The sequence below is a fragment of the Oscillibacter ruminantium GH1 genome (genome assembly GCF_000307265.1).
GTDB lineage: Bacteria > Bacillota > Clostridia > Oscillospirales > Oscillospiraceae > Oscillibacter > Oscillibacter ruminantium.
Window position 1 is genome coordinate 25,374 of the sequence record NZ_DF158897.1, and the last position, 21,674, is coordinate 47,047.

Below are 21,674 nucleotides of genomic sequence, written 5' to 3' on the forward strand. Positions count from 1 at the left end.
TTGGACAGCGCCGTTTTTGTTTTATCTACTTGTCAAGGAGCCGCATATTACACCGCCGCCTCGTTCTTCAATAGCTCCAGAATCGCCAGATCGGCGCTCCAAAAATAAGTGTCCTCGCCCACCAGCGCGGTAATTCCTGCCCGATCGAAATAGGAGCGGACCGCCTGTGTCATACCGCAGAACGCCACGGTCTTTCCCTGCTCCTTCAAGCTCTGGCACAGCTCCAGAACGGTTTGCACACCGGATACATCCACGCTGGGCATTCCCCGCAGGGACAGGATCACATGGTCATAGGCGGGCATCTCGCCCATGCGGCGGTTAAACTCGTCCACCGCGCCGAAGAACAAAGAGCCCGTGACATACGCTACGCCCGCAGTCTCCAGAATGGGGGCCTTTCCCTCGGCAGTGCGGAGGCGGTTCGCGTCGATGCCGGAGAAGTTGACGGCAATGCGGCTGGAACGAGCCACATGCAAAATCGCGGAGTACAGCACGCCCAGCAGAATCGCCACCGTCAGGTCAAACGCCACGGTCGCCAGCATGGTCAGAAGAAACTGGCTGATGCCGGACTTAAACCGGCGGGAGAAAATGTAGCGGATTCCCTCCCAGTCGTTCATACGCCATGCGGTGACCATCAACACTCCAGCCAGCGCGGCTAACGGCAGCTTTGCCATCACGCCGCCCAGCAAAAACATGGAGGCCAGCAAAAATACAGAGTGAAACACGCTGGTGAGCCTTGTCTGCTGGCCGGATTTCACTGCTACGCTGGTACGGGCGATGGCCGCCGTGGCGGGAACACCGCCGAACAGCGGCAGCAAAACATTGCCCACACCCTGCGCAATCAACTCCTGATCGGCGTTGAACGTCTCGTTTTTCATCCGGGCGGCGGACGCGCCGCACAGCAAACTTTCAATCATCCCCAACGCCGCAATGGTCACGATGGGTGACATCAAGTCCCCCAGCATGGTCAGGTTCAGACCGCTGAAAGAAAGCCGGTCGCTCAGCAGCAACGTCTGGGGGATGTCGCCCACCACGGCCAAGCCGTCCATTTGAAACACCGCGGCCGCCACGGCGGCAAGAATAATCCCCACAAGGGACCCGGGGACCTTTGCCCCCCATTTCTTGGGCCAGACCAGCATCACGGCCACCACCAGCACACCGATGGCAACCGCCTGCCAGTTGGGGTGAAAACCCAGCCGACCGTAGGACGCGATCTTTTCCAGATTGGAACTGCCCTCAGACACCGTTCCAAAAAAGTTATCAATCTGGCCCATGGCAATAATAACGGCAATGCCGGAGGTAAAGCCCATCACCACCGGCATGGGAATAAAGCCAATCAGCCTTCCCAGCCGCAAAATACCCGCCAACAGCAGCAGCACACCTGCCGCGAAGCTGGCGAAAAATACACCCTGAAGCCCATAAGTCCCCACAATGCCAATGAGTACGGCGCTCATGGCCCCGGTGGGGCCGGAGATCTGATAGGACGCGCCGCCCAGCAGCGCAATGACAACTCCGGCGATAATGGCTGTGACCAATCCGGCGGCCGCTGTGGCCCCGGAACTGACGCCAAAGGCAAGCGCCAGCGGCAGAGCCACGGCACACACGGTCAATCCGGCCATTACGTCCTGACCCAGCCGGGTGGCGTTATACCCCCGAAATTCATTTTTTAAATCGGACACAAACTGCGAAAACATGACAAGATTCCTCCCAAATTGTACTGAAACACGCAATTTTTAATTATAGCACAGTACCACGAGAGGAACAAGGTAAACTTTCCCCAAAAAATAGGAGCGCCGCCGTTTCTAAACGGCGGCGCTTGATGACTTTCTATGGGAAACAATTCGACCTTTACAGGTTTTCGTCCAGCACGTTGGTAAACGTCTCCGGAGGCATAACGCCCACCTTGCGGTCGAACTCTTTGCCGTTTTTCAAAAACACCAGCGTGGGAATGGACATAACGCCAAACCGCTGGGCAAGCTCAGGCTCCTCGTCAATATTTACCTTGCCAACCAGCGCTTTGCCGTCATATTCGTCGGCAATTTTCTCCACAAAGGGCGCCACCATTTTGCAGGGGCCGCACCAATCCGCCCAAAAATCCACCATTGCCAGAGGGGCCGCGTCCACCGCCGCGTCAAAATCCGCCTTCTTCAAATGCTGCAATGCCATTTTATTGATCTCCTTCTATTTTAATTTGGTTCTCTTTATTGTTTCCGCGCCAACGCATCCACATACGCTGCGGCGCTCTGACCGGCGATCAGTCCCTCGCCCGTGGCTTTTGCCACCTGCAAAGGTCCGCCGTTGCAGTCTCCCGCCGCGAACACACCGGGAAGTCCCGTCGCCATGCGGTGATCCACCCGCACATAGCCGTTTTCCATATCCAAACCGGGGAACAAGTCCGTGGGAGCCATGGCGGGACGAAGAATAAATACCCCATCCACCTTTGTTGTCTCCCCGCCGCAGGTGATTTGTTCCACTTTTCCGTCGCCGGAAATTGTGCAGTCCCGAGGTTTTTCCAGATAATGCACTTTGCAGCCAATCCCCCGCAGGAACTCCGCTTCCTGCCGGGCGGTTTCGCTGTATCCCAAAACCGCCACCGACTTTCCCCGGTACAGCATTCCGTCGCAGGTGGCGCAGTAACTCACACCGCGGCCCAAAAGCTCGGCCTCGCCGGGAAATTTTTTCCCCCGGGCCACGCCTGCGGCCAGCACCACCGCCTTTGCCTCCTGCACGTCGCTGCCCACACTCACGTACCACTGGTCCATCATGAACGAGGCCGAGATGGCCTTTCCGGTCAGAAACTCCACGCCGTCGATCTCCGCATGTTTATGCATCGCCTGCAGCAGCTCCGGCCCGGTAACGCCCGGCAGACCCAGATAGTTTTCCACACGTTCCGACCGCCACAGGGGGCTTTCTTCAATGGGGTTGGACACCACCAGCACGCTTTTTCCCCGCGCCCGAACGTTAATTGCCGCACTCAGTCCCGCCGGCCCGCCGCCAATCACCAACACGTCATAAGACATAGTTATCAACCTCTTCCTGAAACAGCGCCGCCACCAATCTGGCCACTTCCGGCGATGCCGCCTTATAATAGACCTCGTTTCCGCTGCGCTCCGCCGTCACCACACCGGCGGCCTTCAGCTTTTGCAGGTGCTGGGAAATGCAGGACTGGCTCATGCCGGTTCCCCGTTCCATACAGCCCACATTGCGGCAGCCACGATTGAGCAGGGAGTGGACGATCTGCAGCCGAGTGGGGTTGGCCAGCGCCTTCAGCAAATCCGCCTGATGGGTATAATCCGGTTCCATCGCTCACCCGCCTTTCTTTTTAATTCATTGGCAAGGAAGCCTTATTTACCCAATTTTGCTTCCATTTCGTATCATTAGAATATCCTAATATATCGATGTTGACAGTAGTTTTTGCAACATTTTAAAAAATATTTACAGCAAAAGAAAAACCGGGCGCTTTTCGCCCGGCTTTTCTTTTCAGCAGAATCATTTTATAGGAAAATATACGTGATAGAACCGTGTCTTCGGGCCAATCAGACCCGCTTCCATGCCGCGCCGCCGGGCACGTCGGTCACCTCGATGCCCTGCGCCTTCAGCTCGTCACGAATGCGATCCGCCTCGGCAAAATTCTTGGCCTTCTTGGCCTCCGCCCGCTGGAGCACCAGCGCGTCGATGGCCGGGTCGCCCTCGCCCTGCACGGTGAAGCCCCCGGCGGCGGAGGAAACGGACTTTGCGTCCTGCTCCCGCTTCTTTGCCGCTCGATCCAGAATTCCCAGACCCAGCACCGTGTCAAACTCGCCCAGCAGCTGCAGCTTCGCCCCGTCGGAGATTCCCGCCTTCAACACGTCGTACAGCGCGGTGATCCCCAGAGAGGTATTCAGATCGTTGTCCATAGCGGCCTTAAACTTGGCCCGCAGAGCGTCCACCGTATCTTGGTCGCCGACCTCTGCCCCTCCCTCTTTTAAGGCAGCAACTTTGGCTATCAACTTATCATAAGCGGTCTTAGCGTTATCCAGATTTTCATAGGAGAACACCAGCGCCTTGCGGTAATGGGACTGGAGGCAGAAGAACCGGTAGTCCAGCGGGTCGTATCCCTTCTCCTCCAACAGAGAAACGGTGAGAAACTCGCCCTTGGACTTGCTCATTTTTCCGCCGGAGGTGTTCAGATGCAGCACATGGAACCAGTAGTTGCACCAGTGATGGCCCAGATAGGACTCGGACTGGGCAATCTCGTTGGTATGGTGGGGGAAGGCGTTGTCGATGCCGCCGCAGTGGATATCCAGATCGTCGCCCAGATGCTTCATCGAAATACCGGAGCACTCGATATGCCAACCGGGATAGCCCACGCCCCAAGGAGAATCCCATTTCAAAGCCTGATCCTCAAATTTTGACTTGGTAAACCAGAGGACGAAATCGTTCTTGTTGCGCTTGTTGGTGTCCTCTTCCACGCCCTCGCGCACGCCCACGGCCAGATCGTCCGCGTCGTGGTCGTTAAACACGTAATACTGCGCCAGCTTGGAGGTATCGAAATAGACGTTGCCGCCTGCGAGATACGCATAGCCCGTATCCACCAGCTTGGTGATGATCTTGATATACTCGTCAACGCAGTGGGTGGCGGGTTCCACCACGTCGGGCCGCTTGATGTTCAGCTTGCGGCAGTCGTCGAAAAACGCGTCGGTATAATACTGCGCGATCTCCAAAACGGATTTGTGCTCCCGCTTTGCGCCCTTAAGCATTTTGTCCTCTCCGCTGTCCGCGTCAGAGGTCAAATGCCCCACGTCAGTGATGTTCATGACGCGCTTGACGTTGTACCCGGCATAGCGCAGGTACTTTTCCAGCACATCCTCCATGATATAGCTGCGCAGGTTTCCAATGTGGGCAAAGTGATAAACCGTGGGGCCGCAGGTGTACATCTTCACGATGTCGGGGTGGTTGGGTTTGAATTCCTCTTTCTTGTGGGAGGCGGAGTTATAGAGATACATGGTTCAAGCCGTCCTTTCCTTTATGGTTTTCAACTGTTGTTCCAAAGAGTCCATCCGCTGGAACAGCGCCAGCAACTCTTCCTGAACAGGGTCTTGCATATCATTAATCTGGTCCACGTCGTTGGCAAAATTAGCCACGACCTTGCGCCCGCTGACCCGCACCACCTGCGCCGGAACGCCCACGGCGGTAGAGTTGGGGGGGACCTCGCTGAGCACAACCGCGCCGGCCGCGATGCGGGAATTATCCCCCACGGTGAAGGGGCCCAGCACCTTGGCCCCGGAACCAACCATCACGTTGTTTCCAAGCGTCGGGTGGCGCTTGCCTTTATCTTTTCCGGTGCCGCCCAGCGTTACGCACTGGTACAGCAGGCAGTCGTCCCCAATTTCGGCCGTCTCGCCGATCACGATGCCCATGCCGTGGTCGATGACAAAGCGCCTGCCAATCGTGGCGCCGGGATGGATTTCGATACCGGTCCAAAAGCGGCTCCACTGGGACACGCACCGGGCCAGAAAGGGCATGTGTTTTCGATAGAAGAAGTGGGCAATGCGGTGGTTAATCAAGGCGTGAACGCCGGGATAGAGCAGGAAAACCTCCAGCTTGTTGCGGGCCGCGGGATCGCGGCGCTGATAGGCCTCCAGCAGTTCGGTTAAACGGTTCATATTCAAAAGCTCCTTTATACGGAACTTCAATTAAATTGAAGACTCGTATTCAAATTTAAAATGTCGCGGGGGGAGTCATGCCCGGGACATCGCAAAGCAGCAGTCTGCATCCAAATTCCTCCAAAAACAAAAAACGCCCCTCGTACCTCAATCGGTACAAGAGGCGTCAACGACGCGGTTCCACTCTTGTTCATACTCTGCCGGCCCATCAGCCGGGCAGCCCGATAACGGCGGCTCTGCCGGAGGCCATTACGCCTCTCGCTCCCGGATGCACTTCGCACTCCCCGCCGCAGGCCCGCTTCCAGCCGATGGCGCGCCCTCTCTGCCCTTTGGGGAAATGTTACTCTTTCCGTTCCTCACGTGACCATTATATTATCAGGATTCCCTCCGCGTGTCAAGAGGGCCGCAAAACAGGTCTGGGGCAGCCGGGCCGTCAAAGTATCCCAGACCGCCGAAAAAAGTCCCAAAGGACTTTTCCGGCGGCCCGGCGCCTGTTTATTCGTCCTTATAGCCCAGAGTCCGCACGTAATTCACGTTGTCTCTCCAGTTTTCCTTCACCTTGACCCAAGTTTGGAGGTAAACCTTCGTGCCCATAAATTTTTCCATGTCGTGCCGGGCCATGGTGCTGATCTTTTTCAGCATAGCTCCCTGCTTGCCGATGATGATGCCCTTGTGGCTGGACTTTTCGCAATAGATCGTGGCGTCGATCTCAATGACCTCGTCGTCCCGCTCGGAAAATTTTGTGATCTCCACGGCGGTGCCGTGGGGAATTTCCTTATCCAGACACAGCAGCAGCTTCTCCCGCAGGATTTCACCCATCACCTGCCGCTCCGGCTGGTCGGAGGTCTGCCCGTCCGGGAACAGTTGCGGCCCCTCCTGAGCATACTTGCCCATTTCGGTCACCAGATCGTCCAGCCCGTCTCCCGTGTGGGCGGAGATGGGAATGATGGCGGCAAAGCCGTCCCACGCCTCGTTGTATGCCGCAATCACCGGCAGCAGCTCGTCCGGCTTCACCGTGTCTGTTTTGTTGATGCACAAAATGGCGGGGATTTTCTCCTCCTGCACCCGCTGGATCAGCGCCGCCTCCGGCGCGCCCACATGGGGAATCGGCTCCACCAGCAAAAGCGCGCAGTCCACGTCGGAAAGGCTGGAGGTGACAATCTTCACCATATAGTCTCCCAAAGCGGACTTGGGCTTATGCAGGCCCGGCGTATCCATCAGAACGAACTGAGTGTCTCCCCGGTTCACCACGCCGCAGATGCGGTTGCGGGTGGTCTGGGCCTTGTTGGAGACGATGGCGACCTTTTCCCCCACCAGGGCGTTAGTCAGGCTGGATTTGCCCACATTGGGGCGGCCGCAGACGGTAACCATGGCGGCTTTCTTGATTTCAGACATAGATGATCCTCAACTTTCTTCATTTGAGCAATTTTTATTTTGATCCCGCTGTACCTTTGGGGCAAACGGGTTTGCAAACATTTAGATTTCCTGCCGCCCTTCCAGCGCGCGGGAAAGCGTGGCGTCATCGGCAAATTCCAGATGTCCGCCCACGGGGATTCCGTAGGCCAGCCGGGTAATCCTCACCTGAAACGGCTTGAGCAGACGGGCAAGATACATGGCGGTGGCCTCTCCCTCCGTATCCGGGTTGGTAGCCATAATGACCTCTTCCACGCCACCCTTGTTCACCCGGTCCAGCAGCGGCTTGATGGCCAGATCGTCCGGACCGATGTGATTCATGGGGGACAAGACGCCGTGGAGCACATGATAGTGCCCGTTAAACTCCCGCGCCCGCTCCAATGCGGCCACGTCCCGGGGGTCCGCCACCACGCAGATGACGCTTCCGTCCCGCTTGGGAGACGCGCAGATGGGACACAGCCCTCCAGCAGTGAAATTTTGACACACCGGGCAGCAGGTCACATTTCGCTTTGCGCCGATGATAGCGTCGGCAAACTCCTTTGCCTCCTCTTCCGGCAGACCCAGCACATAAAATGCAAGGCGCTGGGCGGACTTGCCGCCGATGCCCGGCAGACGGGCAAACTGTTCCACCAGTTTTTCCAGTGGCGCGGGAAAATACTCCATGGTCAGACCTCTTTATATGAATTTATGGGCGTACACGTCCACACCTGCGGCAAAATGGGGTTGGGGCGCGGAAAACACGCAAAAGCGCAGCAAAGCACAGCCAGCTGTCAAAAATCCGCTCTCAACCCAAATCCATGGCGAACAGGGCCGCCGCGCCGCCGGTGTGGACGAAAACCACCGCGCCGTCTCCGGAAAGGTTGCCCGACTCCAGCATTTGGCACAGCTTGGAATACGCCTTACCGGTATACACCGGGTCCAGCAAAATTCCCTCGTCCCAAGCCAGCGCCCGAATATAGGACGTATCCTGCGGGTTGGGAACGGCATACCCCGCCCCCACGTTTTCCACCATCTCAAAATCGCCCGGATTTCCAGCGGAGGCGCAGTCCAGAATCTCCGCCGCCCCGGCAGCCAGCTCCGGTACAATCTTGTCAAACGGATCGCCGGACACGGCCACGCCGGTGACCTTGGCCCCGGGCTGGAACAGCCGCGCACCCAGCAAAAGCCCCGCGGTGGTCCCGCCGGAGCCGGTGGCTGAGACGATGTGGTCAATCCGCACACCCGCCGCCATGGCCTGCACCGTGAATTCCCGGACACAGTTCACATAGCCCACGGACCCCAGAGGCGTGGACCCGCCCAGCGGGATCAGGCAGCCTTTGTGTCCCTGCGCCGCAAGCTCCGCGCTGCGGCGGCGCATCTCGCCGTAAATTTCCTCGTAGCTCTCAGCATCCACCATGTGGACCTCCGCGCCATACAGGTCATCCAGCACCAGATTGCCCCGGCGCTCTCCCGTTTCCCGGCCTTTCAGCACCAGCACGGCCTTCATACCCAGCCTTGCCGCGCAGGCGGCGGTGAGCGCCGCGTGGTTGGACTGAACGCCGCCGGTGGTAAACACCGTGTCACATCCGTCGGCCTTGGCCTGCGCCAGCAGAAATTCCAGCTTGCGGACCTTGTTTCCGCCAAGCGCCACGCCGCACAGGTCGTCTCGCTTGATGTAAACGTCCCGCCCGTATCGCTTGCTGACAGATTCCAGCTTGTAAAACGGCGTGGGGTACAGTCCCAGAGGCAGGCGGGGCAGATCACTGATATTCTTCATCTCTCGCCCTCTCAGCCCCGCAGCAGCTGGATGCGGGCGGGAATGTCCTCCGCCTGATACACCGCGCTGCCTGCCACCAGCACATCGGCCCCTGCGTCAATGCAGGCGCGGAAGGTGTCCGGGGCCACGCCGCCGTCCACCTCCAGCTCACAGGCAGGATTCTGTGCGTTGATGTATTCCCGGATGGCGCGAACCTTGGGCATCTGGTCGGTCATGAAGCTCTGTCCGCCAAAGCCCGGCTCCACAGTCATCACCAGAATCATCTCCACATCCTTGATAAACGGCAGCACCGCCTCTGCGGGCGTCCCGGGTTTCACCACAACGCCGGCACGCTTCCCCTTAGCGTGGACCTTTTGGATGGCCTCCCGAATGTTTTCCTCCGTGTCCGCCTCCACATGCATGGTGACAATGTCGGCCCCGGCATCGCAGAACTGGGCGGCGTACCGCCCCGGCTGGACAATCATCAGGTGAACGTCCAGCGGCAGATCCGTGGTGGGACGAATGGCCTTCACCACCGGAAGTCCGATGGAGATATTGGGGACAAACACGCCGTCCATCACGTCCACATGGACGTAATCGGCGGTAGAAATTTTCCGAATGTCCCGCTCCAGGTTTGCAAAGTCGGCAGAGAGGATAGACGGCGAAATCTTAATCATAAAAGGCCCTCTTTTCTTGAAAAATCAACGGCTCCCCGGTGGTCAACCTCTGTTGGACAGCAGGAACCGACGCGCCCAATCGGCATAGGATATTTTAAGCGGCAGAGCGCCCCGCGGCACCCCACGCGGTGTCCGGCCCCGACGCGGCGCCGCCGCTTTTTTGAATAGGGCCGGCAGGGCAGCCTGCCGGCCCACTGTTTTGTCCCTCAGTATATCAAATTGGGCGAAAAAAAGCAAGGCGGCGCTGTCAAACCGCGTGAAAGTCCGCGCGTCCCGTTTTCCCCTTCTTGACATTGCCCCGCCCATTGCAGCGCAATCATTGAAAAAGCCGCAGCCGCCCAAGTTGGGCGGCTGCGGTTTCCCCCGATCAGTCCCGCGGAAAGTCGGTCCGGCGGAGCAGGGTCACTGCTGTTTCATGGCCCGCTCCAGCAGAGCCATCATTCTCTCAGCGTGGAGGTACTCGTCCTCGCTCAGCTTATTGAGCAGCTTTGCAAGGCACGGGTCTGTGGTTCCGTCTGCGGCCCGGGCATAATTAAAACCGCCGCACGCCTCCGCGTGGTACCGCGCCCGCAGCGCAGGGCACAGCTGCCCGATATAAATGCGCTCGCAGCTGACCGCGGGATGATAGCACTGCCCGGTGATCAGATAGTACACCGTCATCAGCTGTCTGGCGTGGCTGCCCTCATCCTCCGCAGTTTCCCGCAGAGTCTGTCTGGCCCAAGAGGGGGCCTGTCGAGCAAAGGCCAGATAGTATCGCCGGTCCGCCAGCTCCTCTTCGATAAACCCCTGCAAAACCTCCAGCATTTCCATGGCTGCCGAACCCATGCAGCATGGGTTTTCCTGCGCGCCGGGAAGGTTCTCCTCCGCCTGTGTCGCGCTGTTTTGATTTCCGCTGGGCAGTTCCGGCACGGGGCACGCAGGGCCGGAGGCGGGAGGCTGGGCCGCTCCGCACTCCGAGCGCATCCCGGGATAGGGGTCCAGCGTGGGCGACACCCGCTGCCAGACCTGATCATATTGACGGTAATCGTATGTATTCTGCACCTGCTGCTGCATAAAGCACTCCATTCCGCCGCTTCGCGTCGGCAAAAGTCACGGATACGCGCATATACCCCGCCGCGCGAAGCTCTTTTCCGGCGGGGCCCGGTCTTCTCCTTCATTGTATGCGGTGGGGCCGTCCCATGTGCAATGTGGTAATTGCGGTAGATAAAATTGCCGTTTTCGGATAGAATATCCACAAGAATAGCTGGACGCATTGCTTTTTGGGAAAAAAGCTGGTAAAATAGCGGAGCGATTTGAAAAAATGCGCGAGGAGGAATGGCGCTGTGCTGGAGTTGCAACACATTAATTATTCCGTCCATGAACAGGACGGCGAACTGGGTATTTTAAAGGATATTTCCCTGACGATCAACGATCATCGCCTGATCGTCTTCACCGGACCCAACGGCGGCGGAAAGACTACGCTGGCAAAAATTGTGATGGGTCTTGTGAAGCCCACGTCGGGCCGGATTCTCTGGAACGGCGAGGATATCACCGACCTTGGCATCACGCAGCGGGCAAAAAAGGGCATTAGCTATGGGTTTCAGCAACCGCCCCGGTTCAAGGGGCTGACGGTTCGGGACCTGCTGGTCATCGCGGCGGGAGAAGAAAAGCTCTCTAAGGACCGCTGCTGCCAGTACCTCACAAAAGTGGGCCTTTGCGCCAACGATTATCTGGATCGGGAAGTGGACGCGTCACTCTCCGGCGGCGAGGTCAAGCGTATTGAGATTGCCACCATTCTGGCCCGAAACGCCCAGCTGATGATTTTTGACGAACCGGAGGCGGGCATTGACCTGTGGAGCTTCGCCCGGTTGACAGAGACTTTTGAGCAGATTCACCGTGCAGGCAGCGCCACCATGATCGTGATCTCTCATCAGGAGCGCATCATCTCCCTTGCGGATGAGGTCATCGTCATTGGAGACGGCGGCCTTCGCCACCGGGGCTCCGCTGACGAGATTCTGCCCAAGATTCTGGCGGACACCACCGGGACCTGCCCGGTTCTGACGAAAGGAGGCGCCGCGCTATGATGGATACGGAAGTGGACCGCGAACTGCTGGAAAAAATCGCGGATCTTGTGGGGAAGCCCGTGGGGGCCTTTAACATCCGAAAGGACTCCGGCTGCGACGGGCGGCAGAGCACCGAGCACATTGAAATCACCAGCAAATCCGACAAGCCCGGCATCGACATCCGGGTAAAGCCCGGCACGACGGGCGAAACCTGCCACATCCCGGTGATTATCACAAAACCGGGCATTGAAGAGGTCGTATACAACGATTTCTATATCGGCGAGAACAGCAATGTGGACATTGTGGCGGGCTGCGGCATTCACAATTGCGGTGAACAGGCCAGCCAGCACGACGGCGTACACACCTTTTACGTGGGTAAGAACTCCCACGTCCACTATACGGAAAAGCACTATGGAGAGGGCGACGGCAAGGGCGGCAAAATTATGAACCCCTCCACCATTGTGTATCTGGAGGAAGGCGCGTCCATTCAAATGGACACCACCCAGATTCGCGGCATTGATTCCACCAAGCGCTACACCAAGATCGTCTGCGGCAAGGACGCGGAGGCAGTTGTTACGGAGCGCCTGCTGACCCACGGGGAGCAGGTGGCGGAGAGTGACATGGAAATCGTGCTCGACGGGGAAAATTCCCGGGGCCGGGTAATCTCCCGGTCTGTGGCGCAGGACAAGTCCCAGCAGCTGTTTAAGCCGCTGGTGACAGGCAACGCCCAGTGCTTTGGTCATGTCCAGTGCGACTCTATCATTATGGGTACGGCGACCATTCGCTCCGTGCCGGAGATCGCTGCCAACTGTATGGAGGCCCAGCTTATCCATGAGGCCGCCATCGGCAAGATCGCGGGCGATCAGCTGTTGAAGCTGCAAACGCTGGGGCTTACCGAGGAAGAAGCGGAAGACTGCATCCTGAAGGGCTTTTTGGCATAATTTGTCCATGCCCTTGCATCCGAATTCCGATATACGAAAACCGCTCTGCGCAATTAGCGCAGAGCGGTTTTTTCATAGATTGCAGGATTCAGATTTACAAGCATAGCGTTTAGGCGGAAATTCTAAGCCCGGGTCTTCAGGCGGCGCCGCCATAGCGAATGCCGCAATGGCGCCGCATCGCGTTAAAATTCCAGCGTCATGTCATACCAAACCGCGCCGCCGTGGACCGACTGGGACACACCCTGATTTTGATAGCCGAACTTCTCGTAATAATGGATCAGCCTGTCCTTGCAGGTCAGGATGCAGCCCCGCCGTCCGGCGGTCCGGGCATCCTCTGCGGCGGCGGTGAGCAGTTGGCCCGCCAGTCCCCGGCGGCGGTAGTCGGGCAGGGTATTCACGCCGAAGATAGCCTGCCAAGCCCCGTCCTCCCGGTGCAAAGAGGCATTGGCATACATTTCATCCCGAATCGTTGGCTCGTCCGTGACCATGCCGTTGACGAAAGAGACAACCTCGCCATCCTGTTCCAACAGCCAGAAGTGATTGGGATAGATGCGGAGGCGCGCGGCAAAGTCCGCCTCCGTGGCGGCTTCCGCCACGGGAAAGCAGGCGGCTTCCACCGCCGTCAGCGCGCTCAGATCCGCCATCGTGGCAGTGCGAATGTTCATAGGGGTTCCTCCAGTCATATGTTGTTTCTGTCCGCTTGGGGAAAAGAAAAGGGCGGTCTCAATGGAAAAGGAGCGGTCCTGCGGGACCGCTCCCCACGCCAAAAAGCGGCATGAAAAAGCCGCGATCAGCGGAGCATCCTTTGCAGATATTGCCCCGTAAAACTGGACGGGCAGGCGGCCACGTCCTCCGGCGTGCCTGTGCAGACAATTTGTCCGCCGCCGTCACCGCCCTCCGGGCCAAGGTCAATCAAATAATCCGCGCACTTGATCACGTCCAGATTGTGCTCGATCACCAAGACGGTGTTTCCGCCCTCCACCAGCTTTTGCAGCACCTCCAGCAGGCGGCGCACATCCTCGCTGTGAAGTCCGGTGGTGGGTTCGTCCAGAATATAGATCGTGCGGCCCGTGGCGATTTTGGAAAGCTCCGTGGCCAGCTTCACCCGCTGGGCCTCACCGCCGGAAAGCTCCGTAGAGGACTGACCCAGCTTCACATACCCAAGGCCCACGTCGCACAGAGTCTGGAGCTTGTTTTTGATCTTCGGCAGGGCGGAGAAAAACTCCGCGGCCTCCTCCACCGTCATGTCCAGCACTTGCGCAATGTTTTTGCCCTTGTAGCGGACCTCCAGCGTCTCTCGATTGTAGCGTGCGCCCTTGCACACCTCGCAGGGGACAAAGATATCCGGCAGAAAATGCATCTCAATTTTAATGAGGCCGTCTCCTGAACAGGCCTCGCACCGTCCGCCTCGGACATTGAAGCTGAACCGGCCCGGGCCGTAGCCCCGGCTCTTTGCCTCCTGCGTGGCGGCGAACATATCCCGGATGTCATTGAAAAGACCGGTGTAGGTGGCGGGATTGGACCGGGGCGTGCGCCCGATGGGGCTTTGGTCGATGTCCACCACCTTGTCGAGAAACTCCAGTCCCTCAATGCGTTTGCACTTGCCGGGCCGGGTCTTCATGCGCATCAGCTCCGCGCCCAGCTTTTTAAACAAAATTTCATTCACCAGCGAGGATTTGCCGGAACCGGATACGCCGGTAACGCAGGTGAAGGTCCCCAGCGGAATCTCCACGTCCACGTTCTTCAAATTGTTTTCCGACGCGCCGATGACCTTCAAAAAGTTCCCGCTGCCGGTTCTCCGAATTTCGGGGACGGCAATTTTCCGCTTGCCGGAGAGGTACTGCCCCGTGAGGCTGTTGGGATTGTCCATGACCTCCTCCGGCGTTCCGGCGGCCACAATCTCGCCCCCATGAACGCCTGCGCCGGGGCCGACGTCAATCAGGTAATCCGCCGCGCGCATAGTGTCCTCGTCGTGCTCCACCACCAGAAGCGTGTTTCCCAAATCCCGCAGACGCTTGAGCGTGGCCAGCAGCTTGTCGTTGTCGCGCTGGTGCAGTCCGATGGACGGCTCGTCCAAAATATACAGCACCCCCATCAGCGAGGAGCCGATCTGGGTCGCCAGACGGATTCGCTGGCTCTCGCCGCCGGAGAGTGTGCCCGCGCTGCGGGAGAGCGTCAGGTATCCAAGACCCACGGACTGCAAAAATCCCAGCCGGTTGCGGATCTCCTTTAAAATCCGGTCGGCAATCAGCATCTGCTGCTCCGTCAGCGTCAGCGTGTCCAGCCATTTCAGCTCGTCCACCACGGACAGCTGCGTAAAATCATGGATGCTCAGATCCCCCACGGTGACGGCCAGAGCCTCCTTGCGCAGGCGCTGCCCCTTGCAGGCAGGGCAAGGCTGCTCCGCCATAAATTCCTCCAGCTCCCGCTTGACGGAGTCGCTCTGCGTCTCATGATAGCGGCGCTCGATGTTGTTACACACGCCTTCAAACGGCTGGTGCAGCACGCCCTTACCCCGAGGCTGGTCGTAGTGCAGATCCAGCTTTTCGTCCCCGGTACCATAAAAGATGATGGTCTTGATTTTCTCCGGCAGGTCCTTGAAGGGCGTATCCAAAGAGAAACGGTACTTTTTTGCCAGCGCGTCGAAATACATCCGGGAGATGCCGTCGCCACGGATATTGTTCCAGCCGGAGGCCTGAATGGCCCCTTCCAAAATGGACTTTTCCTCGTCCGGCACAATCAGCGCCGGGTCCACCTTTTGCTGCGTGCCAAGCCCCGTGCAAACGGGACAGGCGCCGAAAGGATTGTTGAACGAAAACATCCGGGGAGCCAGTTCTTCGATGGAAACGCCGCAGTCCTCGCAGGCGTAGTTCTGGGAGAACAGCAGATCCTGTTCCTCCCGCACCAGATTCACCATCACAATGCCCCCCGTCAGCGACGAGGCAGTCTCCACCGAGTCCGTCAGCCGCTGGCGCACATCCTCTCGGATGATAAGCCGGTCCACCACGATCTCAATGTTGTGCTTTTTGTTTTTATCCAGCTTAATTTCCTCGTCCAGCTCATAGAGCGAACCGTCCACCCGTGCGCGGACATAGCCGGATTTTCGAGCGTCTTCAAACGTCTTGGCGTATTCGCCCTTTTTGCCCCTTGCCACCGGGGCCATCACCTGAATCCGGGTTCCATCCGGGAGGGAGAGCACCTGATCGATGATTTGGTCAATGGTCTGCTGGCGGATTTCCTTGCCGCACTTCGGGCAGTGGGGCGTGCCCGCTCTGGCCCACAAAAGGCGCAGATAGTCATATACCTCCGTCACCGTGCCCACGGTGGACCGGGGGTTTTTCGAGGTGGTCTTCTGGTCGATGGAGATGGCGGGGGACAGCCCGTCGATATAGTCCACATCCGGCTTGTCCATCTGCCCCAAAAACATTCGGGCATAGGAGGAAAGGCTCTCCACATACCGCCGCTGGCCCTCGGCATAGATCGTGTCAAACGCCAGAGAGGATTTGCCCGACCCGGAAAGGCCGGTGAGCACCACCAGCTTATCCCGGGGGATGGTCACATCGACATTTTTCAGATTGTTGGCCCGGGCGCCCTTGACGATAATTTTATCCTGCATACGTGTCTGTTGTCTCCTTTGTCGATCTCTGTGGCCCGTTTTTGCGGGCAAAGTCTCTGCTGTGTATTCAATCAAGTTTGCTGTACATACTGCATTATTTTTTCAAGTGCCTTTTGCGCCGACTTCTGATAAAGGAACCCCTTCTTTGTCCAAATCGTGACGCAAAATATCTTGTCGGCAAGAAAAAGTTCCACTACCACCGGATTGAGCTTGGCGGCTCCACTGCCCATCACCACCTGTACGCAGTCCGGTCTGTCCGGCTCCAAGAACATGACCGGAAGATGGTTCAGCGCCACTGAAACGCTCTCCCACGAAAGGCTCTCCGCATCCCGCTGTGCACTGACAGATTGTGTTTTTAACCGGCGATAAACTTTACATGCAGATGCGTACAGCGGTGCGGAAAACAGTCTTTCGTAGCACGCGTTTAAAATCTCGCAGGCCCGCAGATTGTCCACTTCCTCATCCCTCGAAAATGATATCCGCAGTCTTCGCCCTTGTCAGTTGCAAAAGTGCGTCCGGCGGCAGCTCCACCTGCGCGCCGATCTTTCCGGCGGAGATGTATACCGTTTCAAACTCCAGCACCGTCTGATGGAACACGGTGGGAAACTGCTTTTTCATCCCCACCGGACTGCATCCGCCCCGGATATAGCCAGTGACCGAATTGATCTCCGCCACATGCACAAGCTCGATGGACTTCTCCCCCACCGCTTTGGCGGCCTTCTTCAAGTCAAGGTTCTCCGCCACCGGCACCTCGTATACATAGATGCTCTTGGACGCGCCCCGGGCCACCAGCGTTTTGAAGACCTGCCGGGCGTCCTGTCCCAGCGCTTGCGCCACATGCAGGCCATATTCCCGGTCGCCCTCAGGGCCGCCGGACTCCTCGTAAAAATGGGGCGTGTAGGGAATCTTCTTCTGCTCCAGAATCCGCATCACATTGGTTTTTTCATCTTTCTGTTTCATATGGACGACCATTCCTTTCGCTTCGCTTCAAAGCGCGAACGGCCATGAAAAGGAACGACCGTTCTGCGCATGTTTTTCGGTTGCCGCCTAAACGGCGAGAAAATGCACGGAAACAGAATAAAGTGCAACCTTGTTTCAAACGCTCACCTTAAAATCACCACGCCGGCCAGCACACACACGATTCCTGCGGCGGTCAGGCCGCTCATCGGTTCCTGAAACACTGCCACGCCCACCAAAGACGCCACCACCGGCTCCAGGCTCGCCATAATGGACGCCTTGCCGGACTCAACCTTGGAAAGTCCCGCCGTGTAGAGGAGGTACGGCGCCACGGTGGACACTGCCACCAGTCCCACCGCCGTCAGCCACATGCCCGGGACCGCCGCCGCGGCTGTCAGCTCCGCCGGGCGAATGAAAAACAACGCTCCGGTCCCGGCAAACACAAATGTCCAAACCGTCAAGGTCTGCGAATTGTACCCGGCCCGCAAGGCGTACCGGCCGAAAATACTGTACAGCGCATAGAAAAAACCTGCGCCAAGGCCCAGCAAAATCCCCGCTGGGGTGACGCTTAGATCGCCCGCAAATACGCCACACACGCAGGCGCAGCCCACCAGCGTCAATCCCAGCGCCAGCAGCTTCTTTTTCGTAATCGGCTCTTTCCATAGGACCGCCGACAGCACCACCACGATGGACGGGGCGGTATACAACAAAATGGAGGCCACTGCCAGCGAGCAAATCTTTTGGCAGGAGAAGTAGCACACGGTAAACAGCAGCACGCTCACCACGCCTGTGCCGAAAAAGTATTTCAAATGCTCTTTTTTAATGCGGAATACGCTGCGGTCCTTCACGGCAAAGATGGCCGCCAGCAGAAGCAGTCCCCCGGCGTTGCGCACCAGCACGATGGACCACGGGGAAAAGCCCCCGGCCATCAAGCGGCGGTTCCACAATCCGATGATGCCCCACAGCGCCGCCCCCGCCAAAATGCAGACATAAGCCTTCCAATCGGTGGGGTGGGGATTCTCCGATTCTCCGCGCGCCTTCTTCTCCTCCACGGATTTGGTTTCCTCCACAGGCATCGCTTCCTCCCGTCTGCCGGCTCATTGTGCCTACGCTTTTTCAAAAAGGCAGTCAAACCCGGCCAGAAATTTATGGCAGGCATGGCCGGGGGCCATCCCGCGGCCATACGGAACCAGCGGCTTTGAAAACTATTCGCCGCCCCGCAGCTCGATGATGCGATCCCGCAGAATCGCGGCATACTCGAATTCCAGCATTTTGCTGGCCTCCAGCATCTCCTTTTCCATCTTTGCGATCTCCGCCGACCGCTCCTGCGCGGTGAGTTTTGTCTTGCGGCGTTTTCGGGCAGTATCCGGATCGGCGGACTTGGAAATCTCCAGCGTGTCCCGCACTTCCTTGATGATGGTCTTGGGCACAATGCCGTGGGCCTTGTTATAAGCGTCCTGAATCGTCCGGCGGCGCTCTGTCTCATCCATGGCCGCCCGCATGGAGGGGGTAATCGTGTCGGCGTACAGCACCACCAGACCCTCGGCGTTTCGTGCGGCCCGGCCCATGGTCTGGATCAAGGATGTCTCGGAGCGCAAAAAGCCCTCCTTATCCGCATCTAAAACGGCCACCAGACTCACCTCCGGCAGGTCCAGTCCCTCCCGCAGGAGGTTGATGCCCACCAACACGTCGAACTCACCCAGCCGCAGGCCGCGAATGATTTCCATCCGCTCGATGGTTTCCACATCGGAGTGCATATACCGCACCTTGATACCGGCGTTTTTGAAGTACTCCGTCAAATCCTCCGCCATCTTCTTGGTCAGAGTGGTCACCAGCACACGCTCGCTTCTGGCGCTGCGGGCCTCGATCTCGGAAATCAAATCGTCGATCTGGCCCTCCACGGGCCGGACTTCCACCACCGGGTCGAGAAGACCCGTGGGGCGGATGACCTGCTCCACCACCTGTCCCGCCCGCTCCCGTTCATAGGGGCCGGGGGTAGCGGAGACATATACCGCCTGACCCACGCGCCCCTCAAATTCCTCGAACTTCAGCGGGCGGTTGTCGTAGGCACAGGGCAGGCGAAATCCATAGTCAATCAGGCTCGTTTTCCGGGCGTGGTCGCCGTTGTACATGGCCCGCACCTGCGGCAGCGTCACATGGCTCTCGTCCACGAAGAGCATAAAATCCTTGGGGAAAAAGTCCAGCAGCGTCATGGGCGCGGACCCGGCGGGCCGCTCGGAAATGATGCGGGAATAGTTCTCGATGCCGGAGCAGTAGCCCAGCTCTGTCATCATCTCAATATCGTATTCCGTCCGCTGGCGGATACGCTGGGCCTCCACCAGTTTATTCTGGTCTGTAAACCGCTGAACCTGTTCCTCCATCTCCTGGCGTATCTCGCCGATGGCCCGATCCATTTTATCCTTGGTGGTGACATAGTGGCTGGCGGGATAAACCACCGCGTGCTCCAGCAGACGATTGGCCGCGCCGTTGATGGGGTTGAACTCCGTGATGCGGTCGATTTCATCTCCGAAAAACTCCACCCGGATCGCCCGGTCCTTGTAGTAGGCAGGATAGATTTCCACCGTATCTCCCCGGACGCGGAACATGTTCCGTTCAAAGGCGATGTCGTTGCGCTCGTACCGGTCCTCCACCAGACGACGCAGCAGCTCGTCCCGGTCCAAACTCATCCCCACCCGCATGGAGATCATCAGCTTGGCAAAATCCTCCGGCTCGCCCAGACCATAGATACAAGAAACCGAGGACACCACGATCACGTCCCGCCGTTCCAGCAGCGCACAGGTGGCGCTGAGGCGCAGGCGGTCGATCTCGTCGTTGGTGGAGGCGTCCTTAGCAATATAGGTATCCGTATGGGGAATATAGGCCTCCGGCTGATAATAGTCGTAATAGGACACAAAATATTCCACCGCGTTGTCGGGAAAAAACGCCTTGAATTCCTCACACAGCTGGCTGGCCAGCGTTTTGTTGTGGGCCAGCACCAGCGTGGGCCGCTGAATTTTCTCAATGACCTTTGCCATCGTAAAGGTTTTTCCCGACCCGGTGACGCCCAGAAGAACCTGCTCGTCCAGCCCGTTTTCAATGCCCTGCGCCAGTTTTTCAATAGCCTCCGGCTGGTCGCCGGAAGGCTCGTAAGGGGAAACGACTTTAAATTTTGGCATAGGCCCTCCTCTCTTTGATTGGAGAAACTCCGAAGCGGCTTCCGCCTCTCCGTCCCGCCTGACGGCGTGAATCAAACTCGGCCCGTCCCGCGGGGCAGGGTCCGTTATTATCCAAAGTAGCCGGAGTCCCGCATGGAGACAAAGTCTCCGTCGGCCACAATGATATGATCTACCAGTTCAATGCCCACGCCCGCAAGGGCTGTGCGCACCCGGTCGGTGGTGGCGAAATCCTCTCCGGAGGGCAGAGCCACACCGCTGGGATGATTATGCGATAAAATCACCGCGCTGGCGTTGGCCAGCAGGGCGTTTTCCACCAGCTTGCGGATATTCAGCTCCGCCCCAGCCACATCTCCCTCGGTCAAGAGTTTGCACAGCAAGAGTTTTCCCTTTCTGTCCAGACACAACTCATAAATCAGTTCGTACTTCTTTCCGTCAAACCGGCGAAGCAGGAATTCTCCCGCCTTTTCCGTGGAATTTAGAATCGCGGGCGCGTTTTCCCGCACCCGGCTCTTCTCCGCCAGCATCGGAACCAGCCGCAGCAGCAGCGCCGCGCTCTGCCCAACGCCCTCCATCTTTTGAAGGTCTTCCACCGGCGCGGCCAGCACCGCCTCCAAAGATCCATACCGGTTCAAAAGCTGGTGGGCCAATGCGTTGGTATCCCGGCGGGGAATCGCGTAAAACAAAAGAAGTTCCAGTGCCTCATGATCGGCAAAGCCCGCAAGTCCGGTTTCCAGAAACCGGCGGCGCATCTTATCCCGATGTCCGTCATGAATGCTCATGCGTATGTCTTCCCCTCGTCGTTTTTAGAATTTACCGCATCATTTGCAAAATAAATCACTTTGTCCGTTAAATTCGGCGGCGGCGCTGAAATTCCCGCCCCACCGCGCACATCTGCCGCTTCGCAACCATTTTCCGCAGGCGCAAGGCGCTGTTGCGGCAGCTATATTAAACCTGTACTCTTGCCGCTCTGCGCCTATTGTACCACAGCCATTTTAATCGTACAAGTGTTTGTGTGCCGAAAATCTTACGGAAGCTGCGGATCGCACAGCGGCCCCGACAGCAGCAAGTGAAAAGGAGGTTTCCTTTCTTCCGAAGACCTCACCCCAATTTTCCGGACGGCCTTGCCAAGACCGTATGTCTCCTTTTTCAGGTAAATACTCAAGAAAACGATTGCAGACTGTTTGCAAGCATTTTTCCGCCGATTCTGCCGCTATTTTTCCCTTTTCTGTGATTTTACAGTTTCAAAGGTTGACAGGGTGCGATTTTTGGCATACTATGAAAGGGAAAAATTAAACAGCGTCCGGTAGGTAAGGCTACCACAGGGATATGGGTTGCTGCCGCAAAATGATGGAGACATCATGAGAGGGTTTGAACAGGCGATATCGAATTTTAAGGTATCATCTAATGCAACTTCACCGCCTTGTGAAGCTAAAGCTTGAACGGTGGAGAGGCCAGAAGGCCTTTCAGCAGTGTTT

General features: G+C 57.8%; 20 protein-coding genes and 1 riboswitch. Of the genes, 2 read left to right on the forward strand and 18 right to left on the reverse strand.

Annotated features, from left to right (window positions below):
* Positions 1-47: 47 nt before the first annotated feature.
* The 11 genes from ON16_RS04725 to ON16_RS04780 form a co-directional block, all read right to left on the reverse strand.
* Positions 48-1,691, reverse strand: a complete 1,644-nt coding sequence (locus ON16_RS04725) for a SulP family inorganic anion transporter (RefSeq protein WP_040659960.1) — start codon at positions 1,689-1,691, stop codon at positions 48-50.
* A 154-nt stretch (positions 1,692-1,845) separates the two neighbouring features.
* Positions 1,846-2,163, reverse strand: a complete 318-nt coding sequence (gene trxA, locus ON16_RS04730; protein ID WP_040659962.1) for a thioredoxin — start codon at positions 2,161-2,163, stop codon at positions 1,846-1,848.
* Positions 2,164-2,198: 35 nt separating this feature from the next.
* Positions 2,199-3,017: an NAD(P)/FAD-dependent oxidoreductase gene (locus tag ON16_RS04735; protein ID WP_040659964.1), complete on the reverse strand. Its 819-nt coding sequence runs from the start codon at positions 3,015-3,017 to the stop codon at positions 2,199-2,201.
* Positions 3,007-3,300 (reverse strand): ArsR/SmtB family transcription factor, encoded by a 294-nt coding sequence (locus ON16_RS04740; RefSeq protein WP_040659966.1) that lies wholly within the window; start codon positions 3,298-3,300, stop codon positions 3,007-3,009. The genes ON16_RS04735 and ON16_RS04740 overlap by 11 nt, the downstream gene beginning before the upstream one ends.
* Positions 3,301-3,533: 233 nt before the next feature.
* On the reverse strand, positions 3,534-4,982 hold the full coding sequence (gene cysS, locus ON16_RS04745) for a cysteine--tRNA ligase (RefSeq protein WP_040659968.1): 1,449 nt from the start codon (positions 4,980-4,982) through the stop codon (positions 3,534-3,536).
* 3 nt (positions 4,983-4,985) lie between these two features.
* Positions 4,986-5,642 (reverse strand): serine O-acetyltransferase EpsC, encoded by a 657-nt coding sequence (epsC, locus tag ON16_RS04750; RefSeq protein ID WP_051131540.1) that lies wholly within the window; start codon positions 5,640-5,642, stop codon positions 4,986-4,988.
* A 495-nt stretch (positions 5,643-6,137) separates the two neighbouring features.
* Positions 6,138-7,037 carry a GTPase Era gene (gene era / locus ON16_RS04755; RefSeq protein WP_040659971.1) on the reverse strand — a complete coding sequence of 300 codons (900 nt, stop codon included), beginning with the start codon at positions 7,035-7,037 and terminating at the stop codon, positions 6,138-6,140.
* 81 nt (positions 7,038-7,118) lie between these two features.
* On the reverse strand, positions 7,119-7,718 hold the full coding sequence (recR, locus tag ON16_RS04760) for a recombination mediator RecR (RefSeq protein WP_040659972.1): 600 nt from the start codon (positions 7,716-7,718) through the stop codon (positions 7,119-7,121).
* Positions 7,719-7,839: 121 nt separating this feature from the next.
* Positions 7,840-8,811, reverse strand: a complete 972-nt coding sequence (locus ON16_RS04765; RefSeq protein ID WP_040659973.1) for a 1-aminocyclopropane-1-carboxylate deaminase/D-cysteine desulfhydrase — start codon at positions 8,809-8,811, stop codon at positions 7,840-7,842.
* 11 nt (positions 8,812-8,822) lie between these two features.
* The gene (gene rpe, locus ON16_RS04770) at positions 8,823-9,467 is read right to left on the reverse strand and encodes a ribulose-phosphate 3-epimerase (protein WP_040659974.1); all 645 of its coding nucleotides are present in this window, start codon (positions 9,465-9,467) and stop codon (positions 8,823-8,825) included.
* A gap of 402 nt (positions 9,468-9,869) precedes the next feature.
* Positions 9,870-10,520 (reverse strand): ferritin family protein, encoded by a 651-nt coding sequence (locus tag ON16_RS04780; protein ID WP_040659976.1) that lies wholly within the window; start codon positions 10,518-10,520, stop codon positions 9,870-9,872.
* 269 nt (positions 10,521-10,789) lie between these two features.
* On the opposite strand from ON16_RS04780, the gene ON16_RS04785 reads away from it, so the two are divergent.
* Both ON16_RS04785 and ON16_RS04790 read left to right on the forward strand, forming a co-directional pair.
* Positions 10,790-11,530 (forward strand): ABC transporter ATP-binding protein, encoded by a 741-nt coding sequence (locus ON16_RS04785; protein WP_040659977.1) that lies wholly within the window; start codon positions 10,790-10,792, stop codon positions 11,528-11,530.
* Positions 11,527-12,450: a SufB/SufD family protein gene (locus ON16_RS04790; protein WP_040659978.1), complete on the forward strand. Its 924-nt coding sequence runs from the start codon at positions 11,527-11,529 to the stop codon at positions 12,448-12,450. The genes ON16_RS04785 and ON16_RS04790 overlap by 4 nt, the downstream gene beginning before the upstream one ends.
* A 182-nt stretch (positions 12,451-12,632) precedes the next feature.
* Here the strand turns inward: ON16_RS04790 and ON16_RS04795 are convergent, their stop codons facing one another.
* From ON16_RS04795 to ON16_RS04825, 7 genes are all read right to left on the reverse strand, one after another.
* Entirely contained in the window at positions 12,633-13,115 is a 483-nt protein-coding gene (locus ON16_RS04795; protein ID WP_040659979.1) for a GNAT family N-acetyltransferase, read from the reverse strand.
* A 125-nt stretch (positions 13,116-13,240) separates the two neighbouring features.
* Positions 13,241-16,066, reverse strand: a complete 2,826-nt coding sequence (gene uvrA, locus ON16_RS04800; protein ID WP_040659980.1) for an excinuclease ABC subunit UvrA — start codon at positions 16,064-16,066, stop codon at positions 13,241-13,243.
* 71 nt (positions 16,067-16,137) lie between these two features.
* Positions 16,138-16,521 (reverse strand): hypothetical protein, encoded by a 384-nt coding sequence (locus ON16_RS15745; RefSeq protein WP_158441603.1) that lies wholly within the window; start codon positions 16,519-16,521, stop codon positions 16,138-16,140.
* A gap of 4 nt (positions 16,522-16,525) precedes the next feature.
* Positions 16,526-17,026 (reverse strand): Cys-tRNA(Pro) deacylase, encoded by a 501-nt coding sequence (gene ybaK, locus ON16_RS04810; RefSeq protein WP_040659982.1) that lies wholly within the window; start codon positions 17,024-17,026, stop codon positions 16,526-16,528.
* Between the two features lie 143 nt (positions 17,027-17,169).
* A complete protein-coding gene (locus tag ON16_RS04815; protein WP_243441769.1) occupies positions 17,170-18,093 on the reverse strand; it encodes a DMT family transporter in 924 nt (307 codons plus the stop codon).
* Positions 18,094-18,228: 135 nt separating this feature from the next.
* Positions 18,229-20,199 (reverse strand): excinuclease ABC subunit UvrB, encoded by a 1,971-nt coding sequence (uvrB, locus tag ON16_RS04820; RefSeq protein WP_040659983.1) that lies wholly within the window; start codon positions 20,197-20,199, stop codon positions 18,229-18,231.
* A 107-nt stretch (positions 20,200-20,306) separates the two neighbouring features.
* A complete protein-coding gene (locus ON16_RS04825; RefSeq protein WP_040659984.1) occupies positions 20,307-20,978 on the reverse strand; it encodes a JAB domain-containing protein in 672 nt (223 codons plus the stop codon).
* Between the two features lie 513 nt (positions 20,979-21,491).
* Positions 21,492-21,655, forward strand: a riboswitch (M-box (ykoK) riboswitch).
* The last annotated feature ends 19 nt before the right edge of the window (positions 21,656-21,674 follow it).